Below are 26,107 nucleotides of genomic sequence, written 5' to 3'. Positions count from 1 at the left end.
TAACTCATAAAATTAATACTGTTGCACGAATGCTAACTTTTGTTCAGATTGAGGTATAATCTGCGGAATGTACCAAACTGCCACAGGTATTGAGAGTTACTTCCGCATCTGCCTCTGTGGATTGTGTCGTCCAAGACAGAAAAATTTAAATGCGTGCTCTTGCCTCTAAATTTTGCATCAATAATCAAGGTGGCTAAAAATTTTCCAGGGTGCTTTTTGGTTTACGTAGCAACCTAGTAAAACTTTGTGCTCGCATTTATACAGATAAGGGACAATAAATGAATACTGCTGACATTTGTTCAATATATTTACCCGGTATGTAATATCAAGTTCACATGATTACTTATAATTCCCGTTCCACCTTACCCCGCCTTCGGTACTCCTCTTTGCAAGTTCAAAGAGGGGCTGGGGTGAGGTTTTGATTATTAAGTGATTAATATAACTTGATATAAAACTTATGAATTCACTCTCAACTGGTAATGAGTAAGAGGAAATCAAACTACCAATTACATTACCCATTAACAAATCTATCTGTACCCACCAAAACTCCCTATTGATTATCACTAATCAGCCATGTTGAAGAAACTTTTCAAAATCTTACCTAGTCAGTTTAAGCTACAAGATCAATTTATCATTTTACTCATTTTTAGTACGATTATTCCTGTCTTTATTGTCGGCTTGTATGGTATTTATTCTTCCTCCAATATACTATCAGAAGTTGCCAAAGAAAAAATGGAGGCGGAGTCAACAAAAGAAGCTAATAAAATAAATGCTTTTCTCAATGGTGTGAGTGATGATGTTTTATTGTTGAGCAAAACTCCACCTATTCAAGGTATTATTCGAGCCAAAGAAAATAACGGCACAGATGGACAAACTAATTTATCCTACAATGCTTGGGTTGGGCAGTTACAAATCTTATTTACTGCCATGATGGAACGCAAACCCCATTATATGCAACTTCGATACATAGACGAAAAAGGCAAAGAAATAGTACGAGTCGATTCGGATGGAGGTAATATTAAAATTATCTCCGCAGCAGAACTTCAAAAAAAAGGCGATAGACCATATTTTATCGAAACAATCAAACTTACACCTGGGAGCATTTATGTTTCACCTGTAGATCTAAAACAGGAAAATGGTCAAATAGAAACTCCTTTTAAACCAGTGATTCGATATGCTACCCCCATAGTTGATTCTAGCGGTCAAAAAAGGGGAATTGTCATCGCTAATGTATTTGCCAAAAAATTTATAGATGCTTTTAAAGAAGTTAATAAGCAAGCAGAAGAGAAAAATGCATATGAGGGTAAAGAGAAGTTTATTGTCAATCAAAATGGCTACTACATTTCCCACCCTCTCCCGGAAAAAGAATGGGGATTTGAATTCCAAAAAGAAGATAAATTAGACCAAGATTTTCCCCCAGAAGTGACTCGAGAAATCTTAAATAAGGAAAAAGGGTTTATTGACAATGGGGAGTATTTATTTACATTCGATAGAGTAGACCCCAGCCCAAATCAGCCAGAATTTTTAGTAGTTTTGAATAAAGTTCCCCACAAAAGTGTATTTGCTGCTGTTAACTCATTTAAGCTAGTCGCCTTCTTGATTATTATTCTTTCTTTGGCTGTGGTATTACCATTGGGATTTATTCGCGCACGCCAAATTGTAAATTTGATTAAGCAATTAGTCAATATCATATCCGCCTCTATTCAACAAACTTTCTCTGGTTTGGATCAACAAGCACGCATAGCAGGACAGCAAGCTGCCTCAGTCCATGAAACTACAACTACAATGGACGAATTAGAGGCTTCCTGTAGACAATCGACTCAACAAGCCAAAGCTGCCACTACCGCTGCACAGCAAGCTTTGACACTCGCAGAAGGTGGTAGCCAAGCAGTCAAGGAAACCCTCGAAGGTATGTTCATCCTAGAAAAAAAAGTATCAGCGATCGCAGCACAAATCGTACATCTGAGTGAGCAAGCCAATCAAATTGCTAGCATTTCCCAGATTGTTTCTGACTTAGCAAACCAAACTAATATGTTGGCGCTCAATTCCTCAGTGGAAGCAGTACGCGCTGGAGAATATGGAAAAGGCTTTGCTGTAGTTGCTAATGAAATTCGCCGATTATCCGACCAAAGTCAAAAATCTGCTGAAAAAATTAATGTCTTGGTTTCCAAGATCCAAAAAGCAATTAATTCAACAGTAATGGTAACAGAAGAAGGCACCAAGACAGTGAAGACGGGACTAGAAAATGCCCAAAAAACAGATCAAGCCTTTGCTGGAGTAGCCGATGCCATTAATTATATGGTTGTGAACAATCAACAAATTTCACTTAATCTCAAGCAACAATTGGACGCCATTCAACAAGTCGTCCAAGCAATGGACATTATTAACAAGGGGGCGCAAGAAACTGCTGCTGGGATCAATCAAACCAAGTTAGGTACTGAGCAACTTAGTGATGTTGCTCTGGCTTTGAAACGGATGGTGTAGCTAGGGGAGTATGAGGAGTATGAGGGGTAGAGGAATTACCGCTAACCACTAACCACCAACCACCAACTACCAACCACTAACCATTGATAATTGACCAATGACTAGATCATGTTTATAGAAGATGAAGAACTCCGGAATCTGTATAAGATATCAAGCGAAGAAAATTTACAGAAACTGACAAATGGTTTACTGCATCTACAACAGCAGCCAAAAGATGAAGCGGAAGCTACTTTAGAAAAGTTGGTGAGGGTAGTCCACAGCCTTAAAGGCGACTCTAGAATTATTGGTGTAGAAGATGTGGTAACTCTGGGCGATCAGGTTGAAAAGATTCTCTTGAGCCTGAAACGCCAAGATATGATCTTAACCCCAGAACTGAGCGATCGCCTTTATCTAGGATTAGATGCAATTGGTTTTTTAGTACACGAAGCTGTCACTGGTGAAGCAACTGGGGTGAATACCGCTGATATACTCGAACAATTGATGGCAACAGTTGCACAGTCAGAACCACTAGAGCCGGAAATAGTTCCAAAAGCACAACTAGTTCTTGTCTCACAAGCATCAGTTGAGAAGAATAAGCGATCTACCACCAGCACTGATGAATTACAAGACGTCACCACAAGCAATGCTCCCCAATCAAGATGCAGCTTGATAGAAGACAAAGAACTGCGAGACATTTATCAAACCACCAGCGAAGAACGCTTACAAAAACTAGCAGCAGGTTTACTACAACTGCAACAACAGCCAGAAGACGAAGCAACTTTACAACAGTTACTACGAGAAGCCCACAGCTTGAAGGGAGACTCCCGCAGCTTGGGAATAGACAGCGTAGTTACTCTCACCCATCAACTTGAAGAAATTCTGTTGGGAATTAAACGCCAAGAAATGACCTTAACCCCAGAGTTGAGCGATCGCCTTTATCAAGGATTGGATGCGATCGGTTTTTTGGTACACGAAGCCGTGACTGGTGAAGCAACAGGGGTGGACACCGCCGAAATACTTAATCATTTGATGGGAGTTGTGAGTCCATCCACAGCCCCAGAATCCTTACCAATTCTACCTGAACTCTCTCCACTCCCCACCCAAATTTCTATCAAGCCAGTCATCCCAGATTTACCCGCTCCCTCCTTAGGAATTAGTCAACCGTATCACATCGACACAATTCGCGTTCAAACTCACCATTTAGACACCTTAATTACACAGACAGAGGAACTAACTCTCACCAAAAATGCTATAGCTCATACCGCCACTGCTATTGAGGAAATAACAACCCTCTGGGAAGAGTGGAAAGCTTTCTATAGCCAAGCCAAACTGACTGAGTCGTCATCACTAAACACAGATTCCTACACAGAACGCTTAGAAAAAAGAATCTACTCTTTAAGAAATTCAATTCAAGAACACAGTACTAAATTAGATTTTATTGCTGGAGAATTAAGAGACAAAATTCGCACCCTCCGGTTGCTACCTCTATCCACGGTGTTTGATTTGCTGAAGCGCACAGTGCGAGATTTAGCCAAACAACAATCCAAACAAGTGCAGTTAATAATATCAGGAGAAGAAATCACCACAGACAAACGTATCCTGGAAGAAATCAAAGATCCCCTAATGCACATGGTTCGTAATGCCATAGATCATGGCATTGAGACTCCCAGTGAGCGAGAAAAACTTGGTAAATCTCCCGTCGCCACTATTTGCTTGAGGGGCTACCAAACCGCCAACAACATTGTCATAGAAGTAGCAGATGATGGTCGAGGGCTAGACATTGAGAAAATCAAACAAACCGCCTTCAAACGTGGACTATACAGTTATAAAGAACTGGAAACCATGGCTCCCAGCCAAATTCATGCCTTGATTTTGGCTCCTGGCTTCTCAACCCAAACTTTTATTACAGAAATTTCTGGTAGAGGAATTGGCTTAGATGTAGTACGCACAAGCATCGAACGCCTCAAAGGCAATATTGAAATCGAATCAACCCCAACTCAAGGATGCACCTTCCGCATCCAGCTAAGTACAACCTTGGCGATTAACAATGTACTGCTATTTGAAGTTCAAGGTATTGTTCATGCTCTACCAGTTGAGTTTGTACAAAGGACTTTATTTATCTCCCCCAATCAAATCTTCACCAACGAAGACTGCAAAACGATTAACTTGGACGGTCGGTCGGTTTCGGTTGCAAATCTGGCTGATTTGCTAGAACTTTCAAACTCTCCTGCTTATCCCCAAATCGCCAAAATTGAGCCACAAATCCAGACTCAACAACCTTGTATCTTGATCAAGGTGGGAGAAGAAGTATTTGGATTGTTTGTCGATCGCCTCATGCAAACTCAAGAAGTTGTAATTAAACCTCAAAGTCAGTTATTAAAGCGGGTACGTAATGTTAGTGGAGCAACAATTCTCGGTTCTGGAGAAGTTTGTATGATTCTTAACGCCTCCGATTTGCTCAAATCTTTACAGCAACAAACTACACCTGTAGTTTCGGCAAAACCAAGGAAAACAGTCAAAACCAAGCCGCTCATTCTCTTAGTAGAAGATTCTATCCCCGTTCGCACCCAAGAAAAACGGCTCTTAGAGAAAGCTGGATATGAAGTAGTAGTAGCAGAAGATGGACTAGATGGCTATAACAAACTCCAAACTCATGCTTTTGATGCGGTAATCTCTGACGTGGAAATGCCCAATCTGGATGGATTATCACTGACTAAGAAAATACGTCAGCATCCTGAATATCAGACATTGCCAATAATTTTAGTGACAACGCTGGCTTCCGATGCAGATAAAGCCAGGGGAGCTGATGTTGGGGCGAATGCGTATATTATCAAAAGTAATTTTAATCAGGATGTTCTCTTAGAAATATTAGGAAGATTGATTTAGTTAATATGTGTTGATAGTTGTTCGTTGTTTGTTGTTTGGAAGCAACAAGCAATAACAACCAACTACCAACAAATAACAACCAACAAATAACAAATGAATATTCGAGTTCTGTTAGTTGAAGATTCACAAATTGCTCTCGTACTTTTAAAAAGAATTTTGAAATCATCATCGGACATTGAAGTTGTAGGAGAAGCTCATACTGGTTTAGAAGCTTTGAAACTGATTCCTAAACTTGAACCAGATGTAATTTGTACAGATCTCCATATGCCTCACATGAATGGTTTAGAGTTGACAACTGAAGTGATGGAACTATATCCGCGACCAATTTTGGTAATTAGTGTTTCTGTACAAACAGATGATTCCAGAAATATTTTTCAGCTTTTAGATGCAGGAGCGGTGGATATTTTTCCTAAGCCAACTTTAGGATTGATAGCAGATGATGAAGTATTCAAAAATGAGTTGATTAACAAGATTAAAATTTTATCTGGAGTCAAAGTATTTAGGAAAAAGCGGAAATTACCTACACAAACACAATATTTCTCAGTAGAAAATCTTGCCGCTTTCTCTGATCAATCTTTCGCTAGACCCAAAGTCGTGGTTATTGGCGCATCTACAGGTGGACCCCAAGCCCTGAAAGAGTTGTTATCTAAATTACCACTAGATTTTCCCTTGCCAGTGATTTGCATACAACACATTTATGTCGGTTTTTTGCAGGGATTACTTGATTGGTTAGCTGTTGGTTGTCGATTACCAATTCAAATTGCTCAACCAGGAGATCTACCAAAGCCAGGAAGAATTTATTTTGCACCAGAACAACAGCACTTAGAACTGGATGCAAGGGGTAGATTTATTTACTCTGACTCACCACCAGTAGCAGGACATCGCCCTTCGGTAACTGTGACATTTACATCTATTGCCAAATTTTATGGTCAAGCATGTGTAGGAATCCTGTTAACTGGTATGGGTAGAGATGGAGCAGAGGGAATGCAGGCGATCGCTCAAGCTGGTGGTTTCACGATCGCTCAAGATGAAGCTTCTTCTGTTGTGTTTGGAATGCCCAAAGCAGCAGTGGAGTTAGGAGCCGCACAACAGGTTTTACCAATTCATGCGATCGCACCAAGGCTGCTATCTTTGTTGCAAAATAATTTTCTTGATTTCTAGAGAGAATAATTAGGAGTCCAAGTGTCAGAAGCAGAAATTTTAAGTGTAGAGCTAACAGAGGCTTTTATTCGGTTAATCACCAAACATACCGGATTAAAAATTAGAGAACGAGAACGAGAAAGTTTGATAAAAAAAATATTTTTGCGGATGAAAGCTCTGAAAATATTTTCTCCGGAGATTTATTACAAAGTGTTAGCTTCTCATACCATATATAGCTATGTAGAATGGCAAAAATTTATTGCCATTCTCACAAATACTGAGAGTTACTTTTTTAGAGACAAAGAACAATTTAAGTTATTACGTAATCATATTATTCCAGAAATAATTCAACGTCAGTATCACAGCAAAACTATCCGATTTTGTAGTGCAGGATGTTCCACGGGAGAAGAACCCTATTCTCTTGCAATTGTTTTGAAAGAATTGATTCCCGATTTAGAGGAATGGAAACTGATGATTTTAGGTTTAGATATCAACAAAGAAGCTTTGAAAAAAGCCAAACAAGGAATCTACACTGCTTGGTCATTAAGAAGCCTTGACATAAAAACAATACAAAAATATTTTATTAAGTTTAACAACAAATATTATCTAGATGAACAGATTAAGCGCATGGTCGATTTCCAATATACAAATTTAGTCACAGATTTATTTATTCATCCATATTCCGATTTTCGAGATATTGATTTAATCCTTTGCCGCAATGTTTTTATTTATTTTGAGTCAACAGTAATTGCAAAAATTGTAGACAAATTTTATGATACTCTGCAACCATTGGGATATTTAATCACAGGACATACAGAACTTTGTGGACAAAAACTCAGTAAGTTTCAAACAAAATTATTTCCAGAATCCCTTGTCTATATAAAAAAGTAAGTAAAAAATGAAAAATAATCTGTATCTTACTTTGAGTTTAAATAAATACCTCTACGGCATTAACACCGTTTACGTTGAAGAAGTTTTCAATTTACCAGAATTGACAACAATATCAGAAGTTCCTCATGGAATTATTGGTTTTGTAAATCTCCGAGGGAAAATATTACCAGTTATAGATTTGAATCTAAAATTGGGCTATTTATCCCCAGATTATCGCTTGACAGATAGTATAGTAGTTTTAAAATGTAAAGATTTTCAACTGGGTATGATTGTTAATCAAATCCACGAAATCAGAGAATTATCTTTTGAGAAAATTTCTACCGATCTTAACTATCCACGAGAATTACTAGTAGAGCAACAAGCAAATATTAATATTATCGCTGGTATTGTCAATTTTCCAGATGATATTTTTATCTTGAATGAACCAAAACAATGGCTTGAAGATAGTGAAATAAAACAAGTTCTGTCTTTGTCAAACTACCTACAAAAAGAGAATTATGATAATTACAATGTAGACGAAACTCAAACCCATGATTCTGAATCGTTACTATTGCAAAAGTCTATATTCTACCCAAATGCAACTTTAGAAGCAAGAAAGGTTTTAAAACAACGAGCAGATCATCTCAGACTCCCAACAAAAAATCAGGATTTTCAGAGTTTTAAGACTTTAGCAGTAATTACTTTAAATGATCATCTTTTTGGGATTGATTTAGAAATGGTACGGGAGTTTGTTGAGATTCATCAAGTGACTCCCATTCCCTGCTGCCCAGCACATATTATTGGTAATATGAATCTCCGAGGTGAGATACTTACTGTTGTTGATCTACGGGGATTATTATTGAATTTACCACCGCAAGGTATAGTCTTTGGTTCTAAAGCAATAGTTATAGAGGTTGAGGGTATAGTTGCAGGTGTAATAGTTGGAGAAATTTACGATGTCATGTTTTCTCTCAACTTACAAAAAGTAATGGTAATACCGAAGACTATCAACACAATTAATGAGCAGTATTGTCAAGGGGCTACCCTTTATAATGAAAAAACGATGCATATTTTGGATATACCAAAGATTTTTCTTCAGGGAGGATTAATTGTTGATGAGGTAATTTGAATTAACTTGATTTTGTGTTACAATCGGCAAATTCAGAAAACTAAACTAAAGATAGTTATTCAGTAGTCTAAAAAATAATTACTGATTACCGACAAATAAAGATAATATCAGCCTTCAAGCATAAATAACCTTACTGCCGGATATATTTCTGAACAATTTGTAATAAATCTTCTGGTTGTGGAGGCTTACCTAAAAACTCAGTCGCACCAACCAACATTGCATGGGCTCGATCTACAGGGTTATTCCGCTCTGTCAGAAAAATAATTGGTGTATTCCTAAAAGTGGGAGTGTCCCGCAGAAATTTACAGATGCTATAACCATCAGCATTGGGTAAGAGCAAGTCTAACAAAATTAAATCAGGCTTGTATTCGATAAGCTGAGAAAAGCCTCGCATCGGCTCCGGAATACTTAACATTTGATAGCCGGCGGGTATCAATATTTTTCTTAAGGTGTAAGCCAATACTGGACTATCATCAATACAAGCAATTAAAGGTTGTTTTTCTACAGATTTCGGAACAGCTTCCTGAACAAATGTAATCGGTTTATTTTCTGATTGAGAGTTAGTGACTGTAACTACTTGTTTGATTGTTGGTAATGGTAAATCTGGAATTTTTTGCAGTTCCAGCACACCCTTATCCACCCATGGCATTATGGAAACAGCTACCTCTGTCACCGATTTTTCCTGCTCGATCGCCATATCCCAGAGGGTGAAGTTGCTGTTGAAGTACCTCTTTTCTGAATCTGGGATGACTTGAGGATTTGCTGTTGGTGACAAAATTGGTGCTAGACAGGGACTGAGATGATCTAGTCCAGCAGCTTGCCATTTTTTTTGGGTGTTCGTTGCTTTTGTAAGCACTGATAGTATTTCCCAGGAAGACAAGGCTATGAGCTGGGGTAAATGGAATATATCTTTTTGAGTCGGTTTCCAATCATTTTTCAGGTCTTTAGAGTTACCTAATTCAAAAAAACATTCTTGAACAATAGTACGAATTACTAACTTAGCTTGGATTGCACTTAGTTGTTTGCGACTGATTCCTTGAGCAAGGAGTTGACATTCCCAAGGTTGATTTTCCGATAACTCAGGAGACTCAAAATTCCAGTCCCAATTCGGACAATGCTGTTTTAAAGCTCTGTTCCAACGTCTGACAGGATGCATTCCACCTGTGGCGTAGATCAACTTACCGTCGTTAAAGTGAAGATTCCAAAGGACTGTGTGGTTGTAGAAAATTAGTATTCCATTAGTACTATGTTTACTCAGCTTGTCTAATTTTTCTGTCAGCCTTGTTAGTATCATTTGTGGCAATTCTGCTCTGCTCGCAATCATTATGCCGTAGCTTGCACCCTTTTATATCATTATTGATTAAATTGATTAATATAAAGTTGAAAATTTTGTGTCGTATTCTTTGATACGCTATGGGTTGCCCTTGAGCAAGAAGTAAATCAAAATATAAAGTTGAAAATTTTGTGTCGTATTCTTTGATACTGCTGCTTAGAGACTAGTGACTACCAATAAAATCAAATAGATGATGAGCTAGCTGCAATTTAGTACATGGTGGAATTTCTAACTGATGACCTTGCTTGTCTAAAAATACGGCTTGATTGTTGTCGCTACCAAAACCACTATCAGGTTTGTCTACTGGATTAGCAACAATCGCGTCTAAGTTTTTTCTGCGTAATTTTTCAACAGCGGGAGTGATAATATCCCCTGTCTGAGCAGCAAAGCCAATTAACAATTGATGAGATTGTTTGCGCCTTGCCAATTCTGTAATTATATCCGGTATAGGTTCTAAGGCTAAAGATTTGGGAAGCGATCGCTTGGGTAATTTCTGGTGACTGTAATCTTGTGGTTTCACATCTGCAACTGCGGCTGACATAATTATTACATCTGCTTTTGGTAAATACCGCATCATAGCAGAGTGCATTTGTTCAGCGCTCACTACAGGAATTGCTTCTATTCCCAGAGGTATGTCACTGTTCAGTGGCCCGTGTACTAAGGTCACGTTTGCGCCTCGATGCAATGCTGCTTGTGCTAAAGCTAACCCCATTTTTCCTGTGGCAGGATTGCCAATAAATCTTACAGGATCAAAATGTTCCCGTGTTCCCCCAGCACTGATTAAGACTTGCTTTCCTGCTAAGTCTCGTTTACCTGCGGTGTGTAGTAAAGATTGAATGTAGGCTATAATTTCTGACGGTTCTGCCATTCTTCCAGCACCGACGCGATCGCACGCTAATAATCCCGAAGCTGGTTGTAAACTATGAAAACGACTATTTTTCAAGAGATTTTGCCAATTCTGCTGCACCGTCTGCTGTTCCCACATATCGGTATTCATAGCTGGTGCTAACACTACAGGACAAGTGGAAGCCAAGACGGTATTTGTGAGCAAGTTGTCAGCCATACCGTGAGCTAATTTTGCTAATGTATTAGCTGTTAAAGGTGCTATTAAAAAAACTTCTGCCCACTCACCTAATTCTATATGCAAAGGACGAGAGTAAATTGGTTGCCAAAAATTTTCATCTGTAAAGCTGCTATAACGGGAGAGAGTGGAAAAAGTTAGAGGTGTGATAAATTTTTGCGCAGAATTAGTCAGAATAGTTCGCACCTCCACACCACTTTTAAATAATGTGGAAACAACTTCACAAATTTTGTAGGCGGCGATACCGCCGCCTATACCAATCAGAACCCTTTTCAATTTTGGATTTTGGCTCGTTCCCAGGTTGCTGTCTGGAAATGTAGATTCTGGATTTAGCATTGAGGTCATGGCTTAAAATTAATCATTGACCAATAATTCCTTAATGGTACAAGCCCCCAGATAAATCTCGTAGAAACTAATCCAAAATCTAAAATCTAAAACCCAAAATAGTTAGGCTTCGTCGTAGGGTTCTAAATCCAGAAGGTGGATATATGGTTCAATTAGCTCTGGGCGTTGAAATGCGATCGCACGTAGCATGTGCCAATCATCCAAACCTTCAAAAGCATTGCTATAGTTGTCCTGCTCCAAGCGTGTAGCTAACTTTTCTACATCTTGTGGAGTCATGGTAGCAATTTCTTTTTTGGAAATGCTTAGAGTTTTCATAATGCTCGCCCCTCCCGTTAGCAGCATTTGCATCCAGCTTGGGTTTGTTTGCGCTCGACGCAGCCACCCAATATATATTACTCATTTGAGGACATCAATTACGTGAAAATTTACCGGATTTATACCGGAATTTGTAAAACTTTTGTAACTGGGATGAGACTTAATCTTGCAACAAGCTACTCTGTGGTTACTTGAGTATTGACAACAAAATTACGTATTAACTCTAGCATTGGTAGTTGTATTTCATGACCCATGTCAAATTCATAGTACTGTACTGCAATTTTTAGCAACTCTAAAGTTTCTTTGGCCTTGAGTGCGGCTCGTAGTGGTACTACTTGATCATATCTACCGTGCATGATTAAAACCGGAGGTGAAGCAGTTGTTGTTGAAGTCGCATCCGGAACTGCACCAGGATGTAAATAACCACTCATAACAACCAAACCTGCAAAGGGCAACTTTAATCCTACATCTAAAGTCATTGCTCCTCCTTGGGAAAAACCGCTCAATACCGTCCGTGATAGCGGTACACCAATGCTACTTTCTAAACTTAGCAACCAATCTATGAGTAATTGCCGACTTTCTGCTAATCCCTCATACATGTTCTCTGCGCTCAAATCGTACCATGCTCTTCCCATAGGCGAATAAGGATGAGGAAAAGGTGCATTGGGAAACAGAAACTGATAATCAGGCAAATTTAAAAATGGTGCTAAAGATGCTAAATCCTCAGCATTTGCACCCCAACCATGCAAAGCTACGATTAAACCTTTAGGTACTTTTCCTGTTGTTGGGGGAACCTGAATAAATTCTAAAGACAGATATTTGCTCCCATTATTCAACTCTCTTAATCGATATTAATCAAAATCTTCTAGTCGGCTTGAGCCGACTTTGACTATGAGCCTTGGAATTGATTCCAAGTGGATGTTTTGCCCCTCAATCCACCTCAGAATTAATTCTGAAGCTCATAGCTCAACTCAGCTAAAGCTGACTATGCTCAAATCTTTGCCAAAGGCGTCTGTGCAAAAACTTGTCTTCACAACTTCCAGCAATTTGTAAAATAATCTTCTGCTCTCACTTATACCAATCAAATAAAGCTGGGGAATTATGGCGCGTCTAGCACTGTTGAGTGTATCCAATAAAACTGGATTAATTGAACTTGCTCGTAGCTTAGTAGAAGAATTTGATTTTGAGTTAATTAGTAGTGGCGGTACTGCTCAAGCTCTCAAAAATGCAGGATTACCAGTTCAAAAAGTAGCAGATTACACAGGTTCTCCCGAAATATTAGGTGGCCGAGTCAAAACTCTACATCCGCGGATTCACGGCGGAATTCTCGCACGGCGATCAATTCCACAAGATATGACAGATTTGGCAAATAATCAAATTCGCCCGATAGATTTAGTAGTGGTGAATCTCTATCCTTTTGAGGAAACCATCGCCAAGCCAGATGTCACATTAAGAGAAGCAATAGAACAAATTGACATCGGTGGCCCTGCTATGCTGAGGGCAGCAGCAAAAAATTTCGCGGATGTGACGGTATTGTGTGATCCCTCCCAATATGACGAGTATTTGCGGGAATTACGCCAACACACAGAACCATCCCTAGAATTTCGCCAAAAGTGTGCTTTGCAAGGATTTTTGCATACTTCTAGCTATGATCAAGCGATCGCATCTTATTTAGCAGGAACACAACCAACAGAAACTCTACCAGAAAAATTTACTGTTTCTGGGAAACAACTACAATCTTTGCGCTACGGTGAAAACCCCCACCAAAAAGCAGCTTGGTATCAAACTGGTGTAAACCCAATAGGTTGGGCTGCTGCTAGCAAACTGCAAGGCAAAGAACTCAGTTACAATAACTTAGTTGATTTAGAAGCAGCACGCCGCATTATCGCCGAATTTACTGATAGTCCTACTGCTACGATTATCAAACATACCAACCCCTGTGGTACGGCTCAAGGAGATACAATCGCCGCAGCTTACCAAAAAGCGTTTAATGCTGATCCTGTGTCTGCTTTTGGTGGTATTGTCGCCCTTAACCGTCCAATTGATACTGCTACAGCAACTGAACTCACAAAAACATTTTTAGAATGCGTAGTCGCACCAGGATGTGACGAAGATGCAAAAGCAATTCTGGCTGCTAAGTCGAAAGTGCGGGTATTGACTTTACCAGATTTAAGCAGTGGTCCTCAAGAAACTGTCAAAGCGATCGCAGGTGGTTTCCTTGTCCAAGATGCAGATGATATTGTTGCCGATACCAGTCAATGGCAAATCGTCACCCAACGTCAACCCACACCCAAAGAATTAGCAGAATTACTGTTTGCTTGGAAAGTTTGCAAACACGTTAAATCTAATGCCATTGTTGTCAGTAGCGATCGCACTACTTTAGGCGTTGGTGCTGGACAAATGAACCGCGTTGGTTCGGTAAAAATTGCCCTTGAACAAGCTGGTGAAAAAGCTAAAGGTGCAGTTCTTGCTAGTGATGGATTTTTCCCCTTTGATGATTCTGTCAAAACTGCGGCGGCGGCGGGAATTATGGCGATCGTGCAACCCGGTGGTAGCTTGCGAGATCAAGATTCGATTCAAGCTGCAAATGAACTCGGTTTAGTAATGATTTTCACCGGCATACGTCACTTTTTACATTAATCTATCTAAAGTAGGATGGTACACTTGTCAAAGTGTCCATATTATGTTTGTAGATAGATAAGCACAATGTTAATCTTTAGTTGTGTGTGTGAGGAGTAAGTTTAGATAAAAAAGCGCTTGGAGTGGTAACACGGTAACACTCCAGGCGCTTTTTAAATGGTAAATAATGGAAGAGAAAAAAATTTTTCTAAAGTACTTGTCATTGTATAAAAGTAGTGATATCTTTTAGTTGTGTGTGAGGAGCAAGTGTAAAACAAAAAGCACCTAGGGTGGAAACACGGCAACACTCCTTGGTGCTTTTTGGTTTTTAAGTTTTTAAATATTAAATTGTTAGTAGCTTCAACCGACAAATAACAACTAACAAAAAATAACTAGATAAAGCAAAACAGCAACCCAACATTAATCCTTTCTGGGCTGCTGTTAGAAGATTGGTTTTCACAAAATCAAAATTCTGGAATCCTAACTAAAAAATTCCTAACAAAAATATAACAGTTAATCCGCATAAGGCAAGAAAAGAGATGATCATAATGTTGCCTACACTATGATCTGCTGTTGCTTGGTGTGTTCGTTCACTCATATGCACCGATCCAAATATTTATAAGCTCATACTGTAATTATAGGTAGGTAAACCAGGTAGATGTGTCGTATCATAAAAAACTTGATTTATATTTACTGACGTTCAATTTGCGGATAACTTTAATCTCAAATAAATGAACTTTTGTTGCAACAATCATAGAGAGAACCTAATATTTTTGATGTGAGCAATTGAGGACAAAAATAGTAGGAAAAAGTTTACTAATTGTAAATAAGCTGTGCTTAAGATTTATATTTTCCAAAAAAGACACAAATTTTAGTTTTTAGTTATGTCAATAATTGAATCTAATTGAATAAATTTATAAGACTACGTCTTTAGTTAGAGTACAAAGCCGGGGAAATTAGGATATTCATAAAAATACAAGTTAAACAATAAAAATTGAAAAAATAATTAATTTTTAATTTTTGAGAATCAATTAAGGATTTTCTCACCTTGAAGGTGCAGATATAGACACACTCTTAACTTGCACCAGTTTTTCGTCCGCCAAAAAATAAGTTTCACAGAGCATTTTTTTAGTTCGCTCTCAGCAGATTTAGGCTACTAGCCAGAGAATTTACTGTCGGAAGATAAGGTAACACGGCTCGGAGCAAACAAATCGATTGACATCTAAACAATATGAGAGACATGCTATGACCCATCCCTACATGCCCAAAATTATGACAAAAATCTTATTAAGAGATCAAGCAGGTGCAAGACTATCACGGAATTCACAACCCCTTTTCTATTGTTAAATTTCCAGACGGCTAATCAAACTGCTGTTTTAGTACAACCAAACACGAAAATCTCTTTTCGATTCCCGATTCTTGATCGCCAATTCATAATTCCTAATTTTCATATCTTTTGGTAGTTGTATGTCTGAATTAATTCAAGCAGTCCTCGAAAGTGAAGAAAAAAATGATTTGCGCTCATTTCTGAGTGAATTACGCCATCAAGACAAAAAATATCTACTGCGGAATGATATATTGAATGTATATAGCGAATATTGCACAAATTATCAAAAACCTGAGCATTTTAGCGCTTCATCAAGCTTAGGTAAACTCATCTATTACACTCAAGAAATCATTCAAGATATTTCTGGCTTTTGCTTTATTATTCGTCCCAAAATTGCCACTCAAGAGGTTTATCGACTAACGGATGATTTGAATGTGGAACCGATGAGTGTACAGGAACTTTTGGATCTGCGCGATCGCTTAGTAAATCGCTTCCATCCCAACGAAGGCGACTTGTTGGAATTGGATTTTGGCCCATTTTACGACTACTCCCCAGTTCTACGCGATCCAAAAAATATCGGCAAGGGAGTACAATTACTAAACCGTTACTTATCTAGTAAGCTATTCCAAGATCCGAAGCAATGGCAGGAAAGTTTATTTATTTTCCTGAGTCTACACCAATATAACGGCATCCAGCTACTAATAAATAATCGCATTCAGTCTCAACAGCAACTTTCTCAACAAATTAAAGCTGCGATCGCTTTCGTCAGCAGTCTCCCCAGTCAACAACCCTACGAAGAATTTCGCTTCCAATTGCAAACGATAGGTTTTGAACCGGGTTGGGGTAACACCGCCGCCCGCGTACAGGAGAGTCTAGAAATGCTTGATCAATTGATCGATTCTCCTGATCCCCAAACCCTAGAAGCCTTCATTTCCCGCATCCCGATGATTTTTAGAATCGTCTTGGTATCTCCCCATGGGTGGTTTGGACAAGAGGGAGTGTTGGGGCGTCCTGATACTGGCGGTCAAGTCGTGTACGTACTCGATCAAGCTAGGAATCTAGAAACGCAGTTGCGAGAAGATATAATATTAGCAGGCTTAGAAGGATTGAATGTCCAGCCAAAAGTAATTATTCTCACCCGCCTCATCCCTAATAGTGAGGATACACTTTGTAATCAACGTCTAGAAAAGGTTCACGGAACAGAAAATGCTTGGATTTTGCGTGTACCTTTACGGGAATTTAATCCTAATATGACGCAAAATTGGATTTCTCGGTTTGAGTTGTGGCCTTATCTAGAAACCTATGCGATCGATGCTGAAAAAGAAATACTGGCAGAATTTCAAGGTAGACCTGATCTTATAGTTGGTAACTATTCAGATGGGAATTTAGTAGCATTTTTATTGGCACGTCGCTTGGACGTCACTCACTGCATCATAGCCCATGCTTTGGAAAAATCTAAATACTTGTTCAGTAACCTTTACTGGCAAGATTTGGAAGATAAGTATCATTTTTCGTTACAATTCACCGCTGATTTGTTGGTGATGAATGCAGCCAACTTTATCATTAGCAGCACCTACCAAGAAATCGTCGGTACGCCGGACAGTATCGGACAGTACGAATCTTACAAGTGCTTTACCATGCCAGATTTGTACCATGTGGTCAATGGGATTGAACTATTTAGCCCCAAATTCAACGTTGTACCACCAGGGGTGAACGAGAATTACTTCTTCCCCTATACACGTAGTGAAGACCGAGTAGAAAGCGATCGCCGGCGCATAGAAGAGATGCTTTTTACTCTAGAAGATTCTGCCCAGATATTTGGCAAACTTGATGATCCAAGCAAACGCCCTCTGTTTTCCATGGCCCGTCTGGATCGGATCAAAAATCTCACAGGTTTAGCTGAATGTTTTGGTCAGAGTCAAGAATTACAGGACCACTGCAACTTAATTTTAGTAGCGGGTAAGTTGCGTGTAGAAGAATCAACAGACAATGAAGAACGAGAAGAAATTGTCAAACTCTACCGCATAATAGAGCAGTACAATCTTCAAGGCAAAATTCGCTGGCTAGGTGTACGTCTATCTAAAACCGATTCTGGAGAAGTTTACCGCGTCATTGCTGACCACCAGGGAATTTTTGTACAACCTGCTTTATTTGAGGCCTTTGGCTTGACAATATTAGAAGCAATGATTTCTGGCTTACCTACTTTTGCAACTCAGTTTGGTGGACCTTTAGAAATTATTCAAGATCAAGTCAACGGCTTTTACATCAACCCTACACATTTAGAAGAAACAGCCACAAAAATCTTGAATTTTGTCAGTAAATGTGAGCAAAATCCCAACTACTGGTATGAAGTTTCTCAACAAGCCATAAATCGGGTTTACAGTACCTATACCTGGAAAATTCATAGTAACAAACTGCTATCGCTAGCACGGATTTATGGTTTCTGGAACTTTATTTCCAAACAAAATCGAGAAGATTTATTGCGTTATGTTGAAGCTTTGTTTTACCTAATCTACAAGCCCAGGGCGCAACAATTATTAGAACAACATAAATATAGGTAATTTGGTCATTGGTCAATTGTCAATGGTCATCAATAAAAAACTCTTGACTATGGACAGTTGACAATTGACTACTTAGTTAACTCTCGCCACGTTCTTTGACCTACTATTCCATCTGAAACTAAATTCCGGCGATTTTGAAAAGCTTTGACTGCTGATTCTGTTAAAGCTCCAAAAATCCCATCTACTTGGATTCTATAACCATTAGATCGTAGCAACCGTTGTAATACTCTGACAGTATCACCTGTATGACCAAAACCCAGAATTGGCAAAGCTGGACTAGGTGAACTGGGAAATTTTGCCACCCTTTTATAGTCTCTGGGTTGTTGAGTTCTGACACGAGGCAATTGCGGAAGTCCCCCCGCCCTATAATGTGGCTGGTGGTGAACAGACTTTAGCGGCACGGCAGTATATTTATTTATATCTTGACCTTGAGTAGCGGAAGTAAAAGCAACTAAAAAAGTGTCGTCATTTGTTGTCGCTTCAGAGATAGGAGTGAACTCTGGTTGTACATTTGAGTAGTTAACACTATCTGCAACAGCATTTTCTGCTACAACTGGTGAATACTCAGAATCAGCGAAGCCTTTGATCTGATAATTGTCATCTAGTGTATCTGATGCGATCGCTAACGACACCACAGCAACCTGCTCATCCGGTGGTATAAATTCAGGTGGTGTGATCTGATTTGCAGGAACAACCTCAGATAACTGACTTTGTTCTGACTGATTTATGTCACTGTCTAGCTGAACCGGTAAATTCTCCGGGAAATTGGGCAGAGATGGTTGTCCTGTTGTTAACACGCCCGTTATCAGTAGACCCATATCACTCATTGTATTTCATTTTACTAACGCCCATATTTTCTTTCACATACTAAATAGTTAATGCTCCGGAATAGTGCGTATTTTCAACTAAAAAAATATAGTTGTTTTTTTCAAAAAAACTGGTGCGGTCTTAAAATTGCCTCCTTTGACAGATGGCAAATCAAAATCTGAGTTTTAAATCAGATAAAGCTAATATCTGCCAACTATCAAGTTGTAGTAAACAAAAAAGGCAAAAAGGCGTAAATTTAAGTATACTTTATTGTCTCTATGCTTAATTTTTAAATTTAACACTGTCAATGTAGCGCTCAGGTTTAGGCAATTGTAGTCTGCTACCAGGTGAAAGAAATGGGGATAGTCGCTTGAGTACTCTGCCATCAGCCACTCTGCGGGCATCCATACCAGTTTTATTCCGAAAGGGCAACAAACCAAGATGAGGACTGGACTCACCACCCGCCAACTTTGTTGTTAATGGTGAACGGGTTTGGTAATGGGCGCTCTTACCAATTACCCATTACCTATTACTCACTAACTTATACCATCAACTACTGGGTAGAAGTAAAAAGCAAATCCCAAGAGCATGTAAGCTGCTAAAAGTAATGTGCCTTCTAACCAATTTGATTTACCATCAGAACTAATGGTATTTGCAATTAGAACTGATACAGCCACGGCCACTAATTCAAAGGGACTAAAATCCAAATCCATAGGTTGCCCAAAAATTTTCCCCACAATTACTAACACGGGAGCTACAAACAGAGCAATTTGCATACTTGATCCCACCGCTACGGAAAGGGAAAGATCCATTTTGTCCTTCATGGCCACAGTTACAGCCGTAGCATGTTCAGCAGCATTGCCAATAATAGGAACAAGTATTACCCCTGTAAATAACGCTGTTAAGCCTAACTTAGATGTAGCTACTTCTAAAGAATCCACAAGTAGTTCTGATTCTATTGCTACTAATAGAGTACATACCAGCAAAACCCCACTCCACAACCATATATTAGGCTTGTGATTCGCAACTTCCAAAGCTTCTGTTTCTGCTACACCCACATCGTAAAGATAGGAGTGAGTTTTCATCGAAAATAGCAGTGTTAATGCATAAACCAGAATTAATACAACAGCCACTGCTAAGGAAAGATTTTGCAGGGTTTTTTCGCTAATTCCTGGCGAGGTAAAGTTCATTGCTGTTGGCAATAAAATAGCAATCACTGCCAAATTCATAGCAGCTGAGTTCATCCGCGCTACTATCGGTTGAAATGTCTGTTCTTTATGACGCAGTCCACCCAACAACATAGCCAAACCCATCACCAATAGTAAATTGCCGATAATTGAGCCGGTGATACTGGCTTTGACTACATCTACTAACCCTGCTTTCAAGGCAACAATGGCAATAATTAGTTCTGTGGCGTTGCCAAAGGTAGCGTTTAATAATCCTCCCAGAGTCGGGCCTAGTACCACAGCTATTTCTTCTGTGGCTGTACCCATACTCGCTGCTAGGGGCAAAATTGCTAATCCAGCTGTAATGAAAACAATTAAATCTCCCCACTCTAAAAAGTGGGCTGCCACAGAAACCGGAATGAAAAGCAAGAGAACTAAAAAGAGAATGTTTTTACCTGACATTAGTTAATAGTCAATGGTCAATGGTTAATAGTCAATGGTCAATTGTCAATGGTTAATAGTCAAGAGTTTGTTGGTGGTTGGTTGTTGATTGTTGGTAGTTAGTAGTTAGTGGTTAGTTGTTTACTCCTCACACTCCTCACACTCCCCACACTCCCCACACTCCCCACACTCCCCACACTCCCCACACTCCCCNCACACTCCACCCTTACGGGAAGCCGCTACGCGTCTACACACTCCTCACACTCCCCACACTCCCCACACTCCCCACACTCCTCACACTCCCCACACTCCACCCTTACGGGAAGCCGCTACGCGTCTACACACTCCTCACACTCCCCACACTCCCCACACTCCCCACACTCCTCACACTCCCCACACTCCACCCTTACGGGAAGCCGCTACGCGTCTACACACTCCCCACCTCCCCTCAATCGCTCTCAGTAGTTCCTAAATTTCACTATTTCCTCGCAGATGGCAAATTTTGTAAAATAGGGTGGAGTTTTACGGAGAATTGATAACTTTTCGTTGCAAAATTTTTTATTAAAGTGCAAATTTTACACCAAAAATGATGTTTAATATATTAAAAGACAATTAAATTTTTGGTATGCCAGTGGAGAAACCTGTCACGAGGCTTTTTCAATGGCTGTTCTATTCCTGAACTTCAGGAAACGACTGCTTGATGATGCAGATTACCTGTAATACTATGAGCTATACTCTAATTGCATTCATCTCGTCGTTGCCGTCTAGCTACGCTAATATTTACTGGACATGCCGCTCTAAAAGGTACGCATATATTTGTCGGCACAATTGCAAGTATTTTTGATTTTGGATATACTACATGACTTCTGCTGCTGAATTGCCAGGTCAAACTGGTATAAATTTGACATCGCAAGAAAATTCTACAAACGCCAACATGCCTAATCCCTTGATGACGGCTACGGGTGTTTACGTGACTGTACACGGTCATTTTTACCAACCACCACGGGAAAATCCATATTTGGATGCGATCGAACGCCAACCGGGTGCAGCACCTTTTCATGATTGGAATGAACGAATTCATCACGAATGCTATCGTCCAAATGCCTTTGCTAGGGTGCTAAATGACCGAGGCGAACTGGTGGGGATCGTTAATAATTACGAGTTTTTGAGTTTTAATATTGGCCCAACCCTGATGTCTTGGCTAGAACGCCACGATGTAGAAGTTTATCAGCGAATTTTGGAAGCCGATCGCAAATCTTGTCAACGTTTGCATGGACATGGCAATGCGATCGCGCAAGTATATAACCATATCATCATGCCTCTGGCCAACGAGCGCGATAAATATACGCAGATTCGTTGGGGCAAAGCAGATTTCCGATCCCGCTTTAAACGCGACCCCGAAGGTATGTGGCTGGCAGAAACTGCTGTAGACTACCCGACTCTGGAAGCATTAGTCAAAGAAGGAATTCGCTTTATTGTCCTAGCGCCCTCCCAAGCACAGCGTTGTCGCCTTTTACCCACTAAGGAAAATCCCCATCCAGAATGGCACGAAGTCGGCGGTAGTCAAATTGATCCCACCCGTCCCTATCGTTGCTATCTCAAACCCACACTCAGCACAGCATCCTCTCCTCTGAGTACAGTTTCTTTATCCCCCAGAGATGGGAATCGGGAGATAGAAAATTCTACTTCCCAATCACCAATCCCCGATCACCAATCCCTTCCCTACATCGATATCTTTTTCTACGATGGCCCAATTTCGCGGGACATGGGTTTTAGTGATGTTCTCTACAATTCCGGTCATTTAGCAGGGCGTATTGGTTCTGCGGTGCGTGGAGATCGTCGTCCCGCCCAGTTAATTTCCGTAGCGACAGATGGAGAAACCTTTGGACATCATAAGGGAGGAACAGAGAAGACTCTAGCCTATGCCTTTACCAAAGAGTTTCCGCATCGGGGTTGGACAGTTACCAACTTTGCCCATTATCTCAGCTTGAATCCTCCAACTTGGGAAGTGGAGTTAAAACCAGTAACCGCTTGGAGTTGCGCCCACGGTGTTGATAGATGGCAGGATAATTGCGGTTGTGGTGGTGGCGGTGAATGGCATCAACTATGGCGTCGCCCGTTACGAAATGCCTTAAATTGGTTACGCGATCGCCTGATAGAGGTATATGAAGAACACGGCAGACAGTTTTTCTGTGATCCTTGGCAAGCACGAGATGAATATATCGAAGTAATTCTCGATCGTTCACCTCACAACATTCACCGCTTCCTTGAGCGCCATCAAACTCACAAACTTACCAATGCAGAACAAGTAGACGCTTTACGTTTGTTGGAAATGCAGCGTCATGCTTTGTTGATGTTTACAAGTTGTGGTTGGTTTTTTGAAGAAATATCCCGCCCAGAAGGAACGCAGATTCTACGTTATGCTGCCCGTGCTTTAGAACTAGCGGGAGATGTGGCAGGTGTACAACTAGAAAAAGAATTCCTCAAGCGCCTTGCCATTGCTCCCAGTAATGTTGATATTTTCAAACATGGTGGAGAAGTTTACCGCCAACTAGTGGCAACTTCACAAATCACATTTAAGCAAGTTGCAGCCCATCACGCGATCGCTTCTTTGTTTAATAATCATAAAGGCGAAACCCGCAATGGCAATGGCAATGGAACATCACCTAACAACTGCACTGTCAAATATTCCCATCCTTATCAAAAACGCGTTTATTGTTATAACGTTCATGAGCTAGATTACCATCTGCAACGGCTGGGAGCATTGACACTAGCAGTCGGACACTTAAAGCTAATATCGGAAATCACTTGGGAAAGTGAACATTTAGTCTTTGCAGTGTTGCATTTAGGAGGTTGGGATTTCCATTGTTGCATTCAACCATTTGAAGGAAGACGTACTTACAGTCAAATCAAAGAAAAATTATTGGCATCACTGCAAAAAGCAAGTGCAGCAAACACTATCTTAGTGATGATGCAGTTATTTGGGGATCAAGCATTTAGCTTAGAAAATCTCTTTGCTGAAGAACGCCATCGGTTAATGCGGTTGTTGAGTCAAGAAACACTGAGTAGACTAGACCAACTTTATACACAAACATATCGAGATAATTACGGTGTAATAATGGCATTCCATCGAGATGAATTGCCAGCACCACAAGAGTTGCAAGTAGCCGCAGAAATAGCTTTAAGTTATCGGTGTATGAACACACTACGCGCCTTAGAGCAAGATATCAGCGAACCGCAATCAAGTATAAATCATATCCTGGAATTAAAAACGATCGCTAGTGAAGCTAAACACCTGCGCTGTCGGTTAAATATTCCCGAAGGCAAGCAGATGTTAGAACAGTTGATTTTGCGATTACTTTGGCAATTGTTGCACGATGCCAATGGTACATTTGATGCAGATATCCAGCGCCTGGAAAGATTAATTGATGTTGCCGATCAGCTGAATCTAGGCATCTGTTTGGATCGTTCTCAAGAACTATACTTTAGTTGTTTGTACAACAAAATTTTGCCTCAATGTCAAACAGCGATCGCTAATGGTGAGGACGTTATTAAGCATCGACAGTTATTAAAGTTAGGACAAAAACTAGCTGTTGATGTTGGTTACTGGTTAGATCAGATGGGGTAATACCGTTTCACCATAAGTCTGATATCAATTCCGGCTAATTACTTACGATATGGTTGACCTTGTAGGTAACAGGTAATTGGTTTTCCCATTACCCATTACCGGCCTTCACAGATATGATAAGTCTTTAAACGGACATGATATCACACATTACTTCTATTTGCTTCGTCGCTGTTTTGGCATCAATGTTCTTACTTTCCAAGCTCAACCTATTTGATTCACATTCAGCGGCAATTATCAAATTATATTACTTACTGTTAACTGTCCACTGATTTCTAATCACTAACAAATAACAAGTGACCAATGACAATTGACTATTTACCTAATTGAAAGAACACACCAATTTTGAATATTTTTGTGTCGCTACCGTAACTGCTCATGGTGAGCGATCGTAAGTTCTCAAAGATGGGTTTTGCCAATATTTCTGCTAGTTTGAGAATTGGAAATTGATTTTCTAATAATTCTCGACTTTTTGCCCAATCTAGATACACGTAACCTTGGTTTGGTTGGGGAATGGCAGCAATACTATTTTTAAATTGGCGATCGCTAATCAAGGAATTGTTCTTAGCATTGATAATTTCATTCATTGTTTCAAGGTTGGAAGCCAAAATTTCATAATTTCCTTGGCTAATACGCACTCCGGAAACTTTAGCTTCTATTGTGTATTTTTCTCGCTGTTGAGGATCGGCTACTTTTGTAGCTTTTAATTGTGTCCAAGCTGAGATTTTTTGTTTGTCTATATCAAAAGTATTCAGTGACAATCCCTGTGAGTATGCGATTTCATCTAAACGAGAAATTCCTGCTGGTGTGGTTTCAGTTTTTTCGACTACAAACACAAAATCGGGATTTGCTTGTCCTGAACGGGGTAATAATCCAATGGCGTATTCTCCCTGTACCCAGCTAAAAATATCTTCTTTTAAGTTGATATCTGAATCTGTTTGCAGATCTACCACAGGTTTGATTAAGCCAGAAACTATATTTTTTTCTGAACCGGATATAGCGACTTTGATTTGTTCCCAAACTTGATTTAAATTGCTGTTAGGTAAACTACTTAAACTTTTTCCAGCGATCGCTAAACCTGCTGAGGTAGGGATATATTGTAATGCTCCCACAGGCTGAGATAACGGCTCTAAAGGTGGTGCTGTCTCGCCTTGTGCTAGTAAGCTAGTTTCTGCTAGTAATCCTTTGTTGGTTAGGACTACAGAGACTATTTCGCTGTCATAAGTTGCTGGTTCTGGCAGTTTTAAACCTTGCCATTGAGCGATATTGGGAAGATTGAGAAACGCTACGGCTAATGCACCTTTGGGTATTTGTTTGACAGCTTGCTGATATTGGCTAGAGGTAGTTATATTAAGATCAGGACCCTGGACATTATTAATAGCTTCCCTTAGCACTTTGGGATCGTTGGCAAACAACACAAAATCATCACCAATAACAGCGCCAGCCAAAGAATTTTGCATTTTAGATTTTGGATCTACTTGTGGAGAGTCAAAAATCAACTTGATGCCTTCGTATTGTTCTGTGGTTAAGTTTGCCCCAGCGATCGCCCGTTTGGAAAATAACAAATCCACAAATTCACGGCTTTTCTCTGGATTTTTGGTTGCTAGTGCCATTAAATATCCCGGCTGCTGTCCGTTACTAGGATCGCGATCAATGTCTTCGGTTGTGACAGCTAAGGTAATTTCATTACCCAACCAAGGTTGAATATCTTGTTTATAATCTAGACCTGTACTAGCTAATAAACTGGTTTTTAGTTTGGATAGTTCTCCCTCACGTTCCAATACTTGTAATTTATCGGGATTTACCAGCATTGACATCATTACTGGTGCTTGTTGAGATACAAAAATTGCCGCACCAGGCTGTTGTGTAGTTCCACTGATTCCCACAAAAGAATTTGTACCGGATAAGCCACTACAACCAGGAATACTGATAAATAGCAGCATCATCGCAATAGCTGCTAGAGAACGAAAGAATAAGGCTTGTTTCATAAATTACCTGT

15 protein-coding genes are annotated in these 26,107 nt (G+C 39.8%); 8 read left to right on the top strand and 7 right to left on the bottom strand.

Features of this window, described 5'->3' with window-relative positions; all coding sequences use genetic code 11:
* Nucleotides 1-573 precede the first annotated feature (573 nt).
* The 5 genes from NIES592_RS00275 (at nt 574) to NIES592_RS00255 (ending at nt 8,488) form a co-directional block, all read left to right on the top strand.
* Nucleotides 574-2,484: a methyl-accepting chemotaxis protein gene (locus NIES592_RS00275; protein WP_073554598.1), complete on the top strand. Its 1,911-nt coding sequence runs from the start codon at nt 574-576 to the stop codon at nt 2,482-2,484.
* 108 nt (nt 2,485-2,592) lie between these two features.
* Nucleotides 2,593-5,349, top strand: coding sequence for a hybrid sensor histidine kinase/response regulator (locus NIES592_RS00270; protein WP_073554597.1), 2,757 nt, complete (start codon nt 2,593-2,595; stop codon nt 5,347-5,349).
* A gap of 93 nt (nt 5,350-5,442) precedes the next feature.
* Nucleotides 5,443-6,510 (top strand): chemotaxis-specific protein-glutamate methyltransferase CheB, encoded by a 1,068-nt coding sequence (gene cheB, locus NIES592_RS00265; protein WP_073554596.1) that lies wholly within the window; start codon nt 5,443-5,445, stop codon nt 6,508-6,510.
* A 21-nt stretch (nt 6,511-6,531) separates the two neighbouring features.
* Complete coding sequence (locus NIES592_RS00260) at nt 6,532-7,380, top strand: CheR family methyltransferase (RefSeq protein ID WP_073554595.1); 849 nt, start codon at nt 6,532-6,534, stop codon at nt 7,378-7,380.
* A 7-nt stretch (nt 7,381-7,387) separates the two neighbouring features.
* Nucleotides 7,388-8,488, top strand: a complete 1,101-nt coding sequence (locus NIES592_RS00255; RefSeq protein WP_073554594.1) for a chemotaxis protein CheW — start codon at nt 7,388-7,390, stop codon at nt 8,486-8,488.
* A gap of 130 nt (nt 8,489-8,618) precedes the next feature.
* Here the strand turns inward: NIES592_RS00255 and NIES592_RS00250 are convergent, their stop codons facing one another.
* From NIES592_RS00250 to NIES592_RS00235, 4 genes are all read right to left on the bottom strand, one after another.
* A complete protein-coding gene (locus NIES592_RS00250; protein ID WP_062249618.1) occupies nt 8,619-9,812 on the bottom strand; it encodes a response regulator in 1,194 nt (397 codons plus the stop codon).
* Nucleotides 9,813-9,984: 172 nt separating this feature from the next.
* Nucleotides 9,985-11,238: a bifunctional phosphopantothenoylcysteine decarboxylase/phosphopantothenate--cysteine ligase CoaBC gene (coaBC, locus tag NIES592_RS00245; RefSeq protein ID WP_073554951.1), complete on the bottom strand. Its 1,254-nt coding sequence runs from the start codon at nt 11,236-11,238 to the stop codon at nt 9,985-9,987.
* Nucleotides 11,239-11,349: 111 nt separating this feature from the next.
* Nucleotides 11,350-11,562: a protein IsiD gene (isiD, locus tag NIES592_RS00240; RefSeq protein ID WP_009455186.1), complete on the bottom strand. Its 213-nt coding sequence runs from the start codon at nt 11,560-11,562 to the stop codon at nt 11,350-11,352.
* 176 nt (nt 11,563-11,738) lie between these two features.
* Nucleotides 11,739-12,398 (bottom strand): alpha/beta hydrolase, encoded by a 660-nt coding sequence (locus NIES592_RS00235; RefSeq protein WP_073554593.1) that lies wholly within the window; start codon nt 12,396-12,398, stop codon nt 11,739-11,741.
* Nucleotides 12,399-12,663: 265 nt separating this feature from the next.
* On the opposite strand from NIES592_RS00235, the gene purH reads away from it, so the two are divergent.
* The gene (purH, locus tag NIES592_RS00230; RefSeq protein ID WP_073554592.1) at nt 12,664-14,202 is read left to right on the top strand and encodes a bifunctional phosphoribosylaminoimidazolecarboxamide formyltransferase/IMP cyclohydrolase; all 1,539 of its coding nucleotides are present in this window, start codon (nt 12,664-12,666) and stop codon (nt 14,200-14,202) included.
* Nucleotides 14,203-15,648: 1,446 nt separating this feature from the next.
* The gene (locus tag NIES592_RS00225) at nt 15,649-18,069 is read left to right on the top strand and encodes a sucrose synthase (protein WP_073554591.1); all 2,421 of its coding nucleotides are present in this window, start codon (nt 15,649-15,651) and stop codon (nt 18,067-18,069) included.
* A 68-nt stretch (nt 18,070-18,137) separates the two neighbouring features.
* On the opposite strand, the gene NIES592_RS00220 is transcribed toward NIES592_RS00225, so the two are convergent.
* Nucleotides 18,138-18,896 (bottom strand): peptidoglycan-binding domain-containing protein, encoded by a 759-nt coding sequence (locus tag NIES592_RS00220; protein ID WP_073554590.1) that lies wholly within the window; start codon nt 18,894-18,896, stop codon nt 18,138-18,140.
* Between the two features lie 516 nt (nt 18,897-19,412).
* Complete coding sequence (cax, locus tag NIES592_RS00210; protein WP_062249631.1) at nt 19,413-20,504, bottom strand: calcium/proton exchanger; 1,092 nt, start codon at nt 20,502-20,504, stop codon at nt 19,413-19,415.
* 838 nt (nt 20,505-21,342) lie between these two features.
* Here cax and NIES592_RS00205 point away from each other — a divergent pair.
* Complete coding sequence (locus NIES592_RS00205) at nt 21,343-24,111, top strand: DUF3536 domain-containing protein (protein ID WP_073554589.1); 2,769 nt, start codon at nt 21,343-21,345, stop codon at nt 24,109-24,111.
* 311 nt (nt 24,112-24,422) lie between these two features.
* Here NIES592_RS00205 and NIES592_RS00200 read toward each other — a convergent pair whose 3' ends face one another.
* Nucleotides 24,423-26,096, bottom strand: a complete 1,674-nt coding sequence (locus NIES592_RS00200) for a DUF3352 domain-containing protein (RefSeq protein ID WP_073554588.1) — start codon at nt 26,094-26,096, stop codon at nt 24,423-24,425.
* Nucleotides 26,097-26,107: the final 11 nt, after the last annotated feature.

Origin of the sequence: Fischerella major NIES-592 (assembly GCF_001904645.1) — a bacterium.
Classification (GTDB): domain Bacteria; phylum Cyanobacteriota; class Cyanobacteriia; order Cyanobacteriales; family Nostocaceae; genus Fischerella; species Fischerella thermalis.
This window is presented reverse-complemented; position numbering and strand designations above follow the sequence as displayed.

Excerpts from the sequence above, each read along its gene's own strand:
- NIES592_RS00250 (WP_062249618.1), bottom strand. The coding sequence starts at position 9,812 with ATGATTGCGAGCAGAGCAGAATTGCCACAAATGATACTAACAAGGCTG.
- NIES592_RS00270 (WP_073554597.1), top strand. The coding sequence starts at position 2,593 with ATGTTTATAGAAGATGAAGAACTCCGGAATCTGTATAAGATATCAAGC.
- coaBC (WP_073554951.1), bottom strand. The coding sequence starts at position 11,238 with ATGCTAAATCCAGAATCTACATTTCCAGACAGCAACCTGGGAACGAGC.
- NIES592_RS00225 (WP_073554591.1), top strand. The coding sequence starts at position 15,649 with ATGTCTGAATTAATTCAAGCAGTCCTCGAAAGTGAAGAAAAAAATGAT.
- cax (WP_062249631.1), bottom strand. The coding sequence starts at position 20,504 with ATGTCAGGTAAAAACATTCTCTTTTTAGTTCTCTTGCTTTTCATTCCG.
- NIES592_RS00200 (WP_073554588.1), bottom strand. The coding sequence starts at position 26,096 with ATGAAACAAGCCTTATTCTTTCGTTCTCTAGCAGCTATTGCGATGATG.
- NIES592_RS00205 (WP_073554589.1), top strand. The coding sequence starts at position 21,343 with ATGACTTCTGCTGCTGAATTGCCAGGTCAAACTGGTATAAATTTGACA.
- purH (WP_073554592.1), top strand. The coding sequence starts at position 12,664 with ATGGCGCGTCTAGCACTGTTGAGTGTATCCAATAAAACTGGATTAATT.
- isiD (WP_009455186.1), bottom strand. The coding sequence starts at position 11,562 with ATGAAAACTCTAAGCATTTCCAAAAAAGAAATTGCTACCATGACTCCA.
- NIES592_RS00275 (WP_073554598.1), top strand. The coding sequence starts at position 574 with ATGTTGAAGAAACTTTTCAAAATCTTACCTAGTCAGTTTAAGCTACAA.
- cheB (WP_073554596.1), top strand. The coding sequence starts at position 5,443 with ATGAATATTCGAGTTCTGTTAGTTGAAGATTCACAAATTGCTCTCGTA.
- NIES592_RS00220 (WP_073554590.1), bottom strand. The coding sequence starts at position 18,896 with ATGAGTGATATGGGTCTACTGATAACGGGCGTGTTAACAACAGGACAA.
- NIES592_RS00255 (WP_073554594.1), top strand. The coding sequence starts at position 7,388 with ATGAAAAATAATCTGTATCTTACTTTGAGTTTAAATAAATACCTCTAC.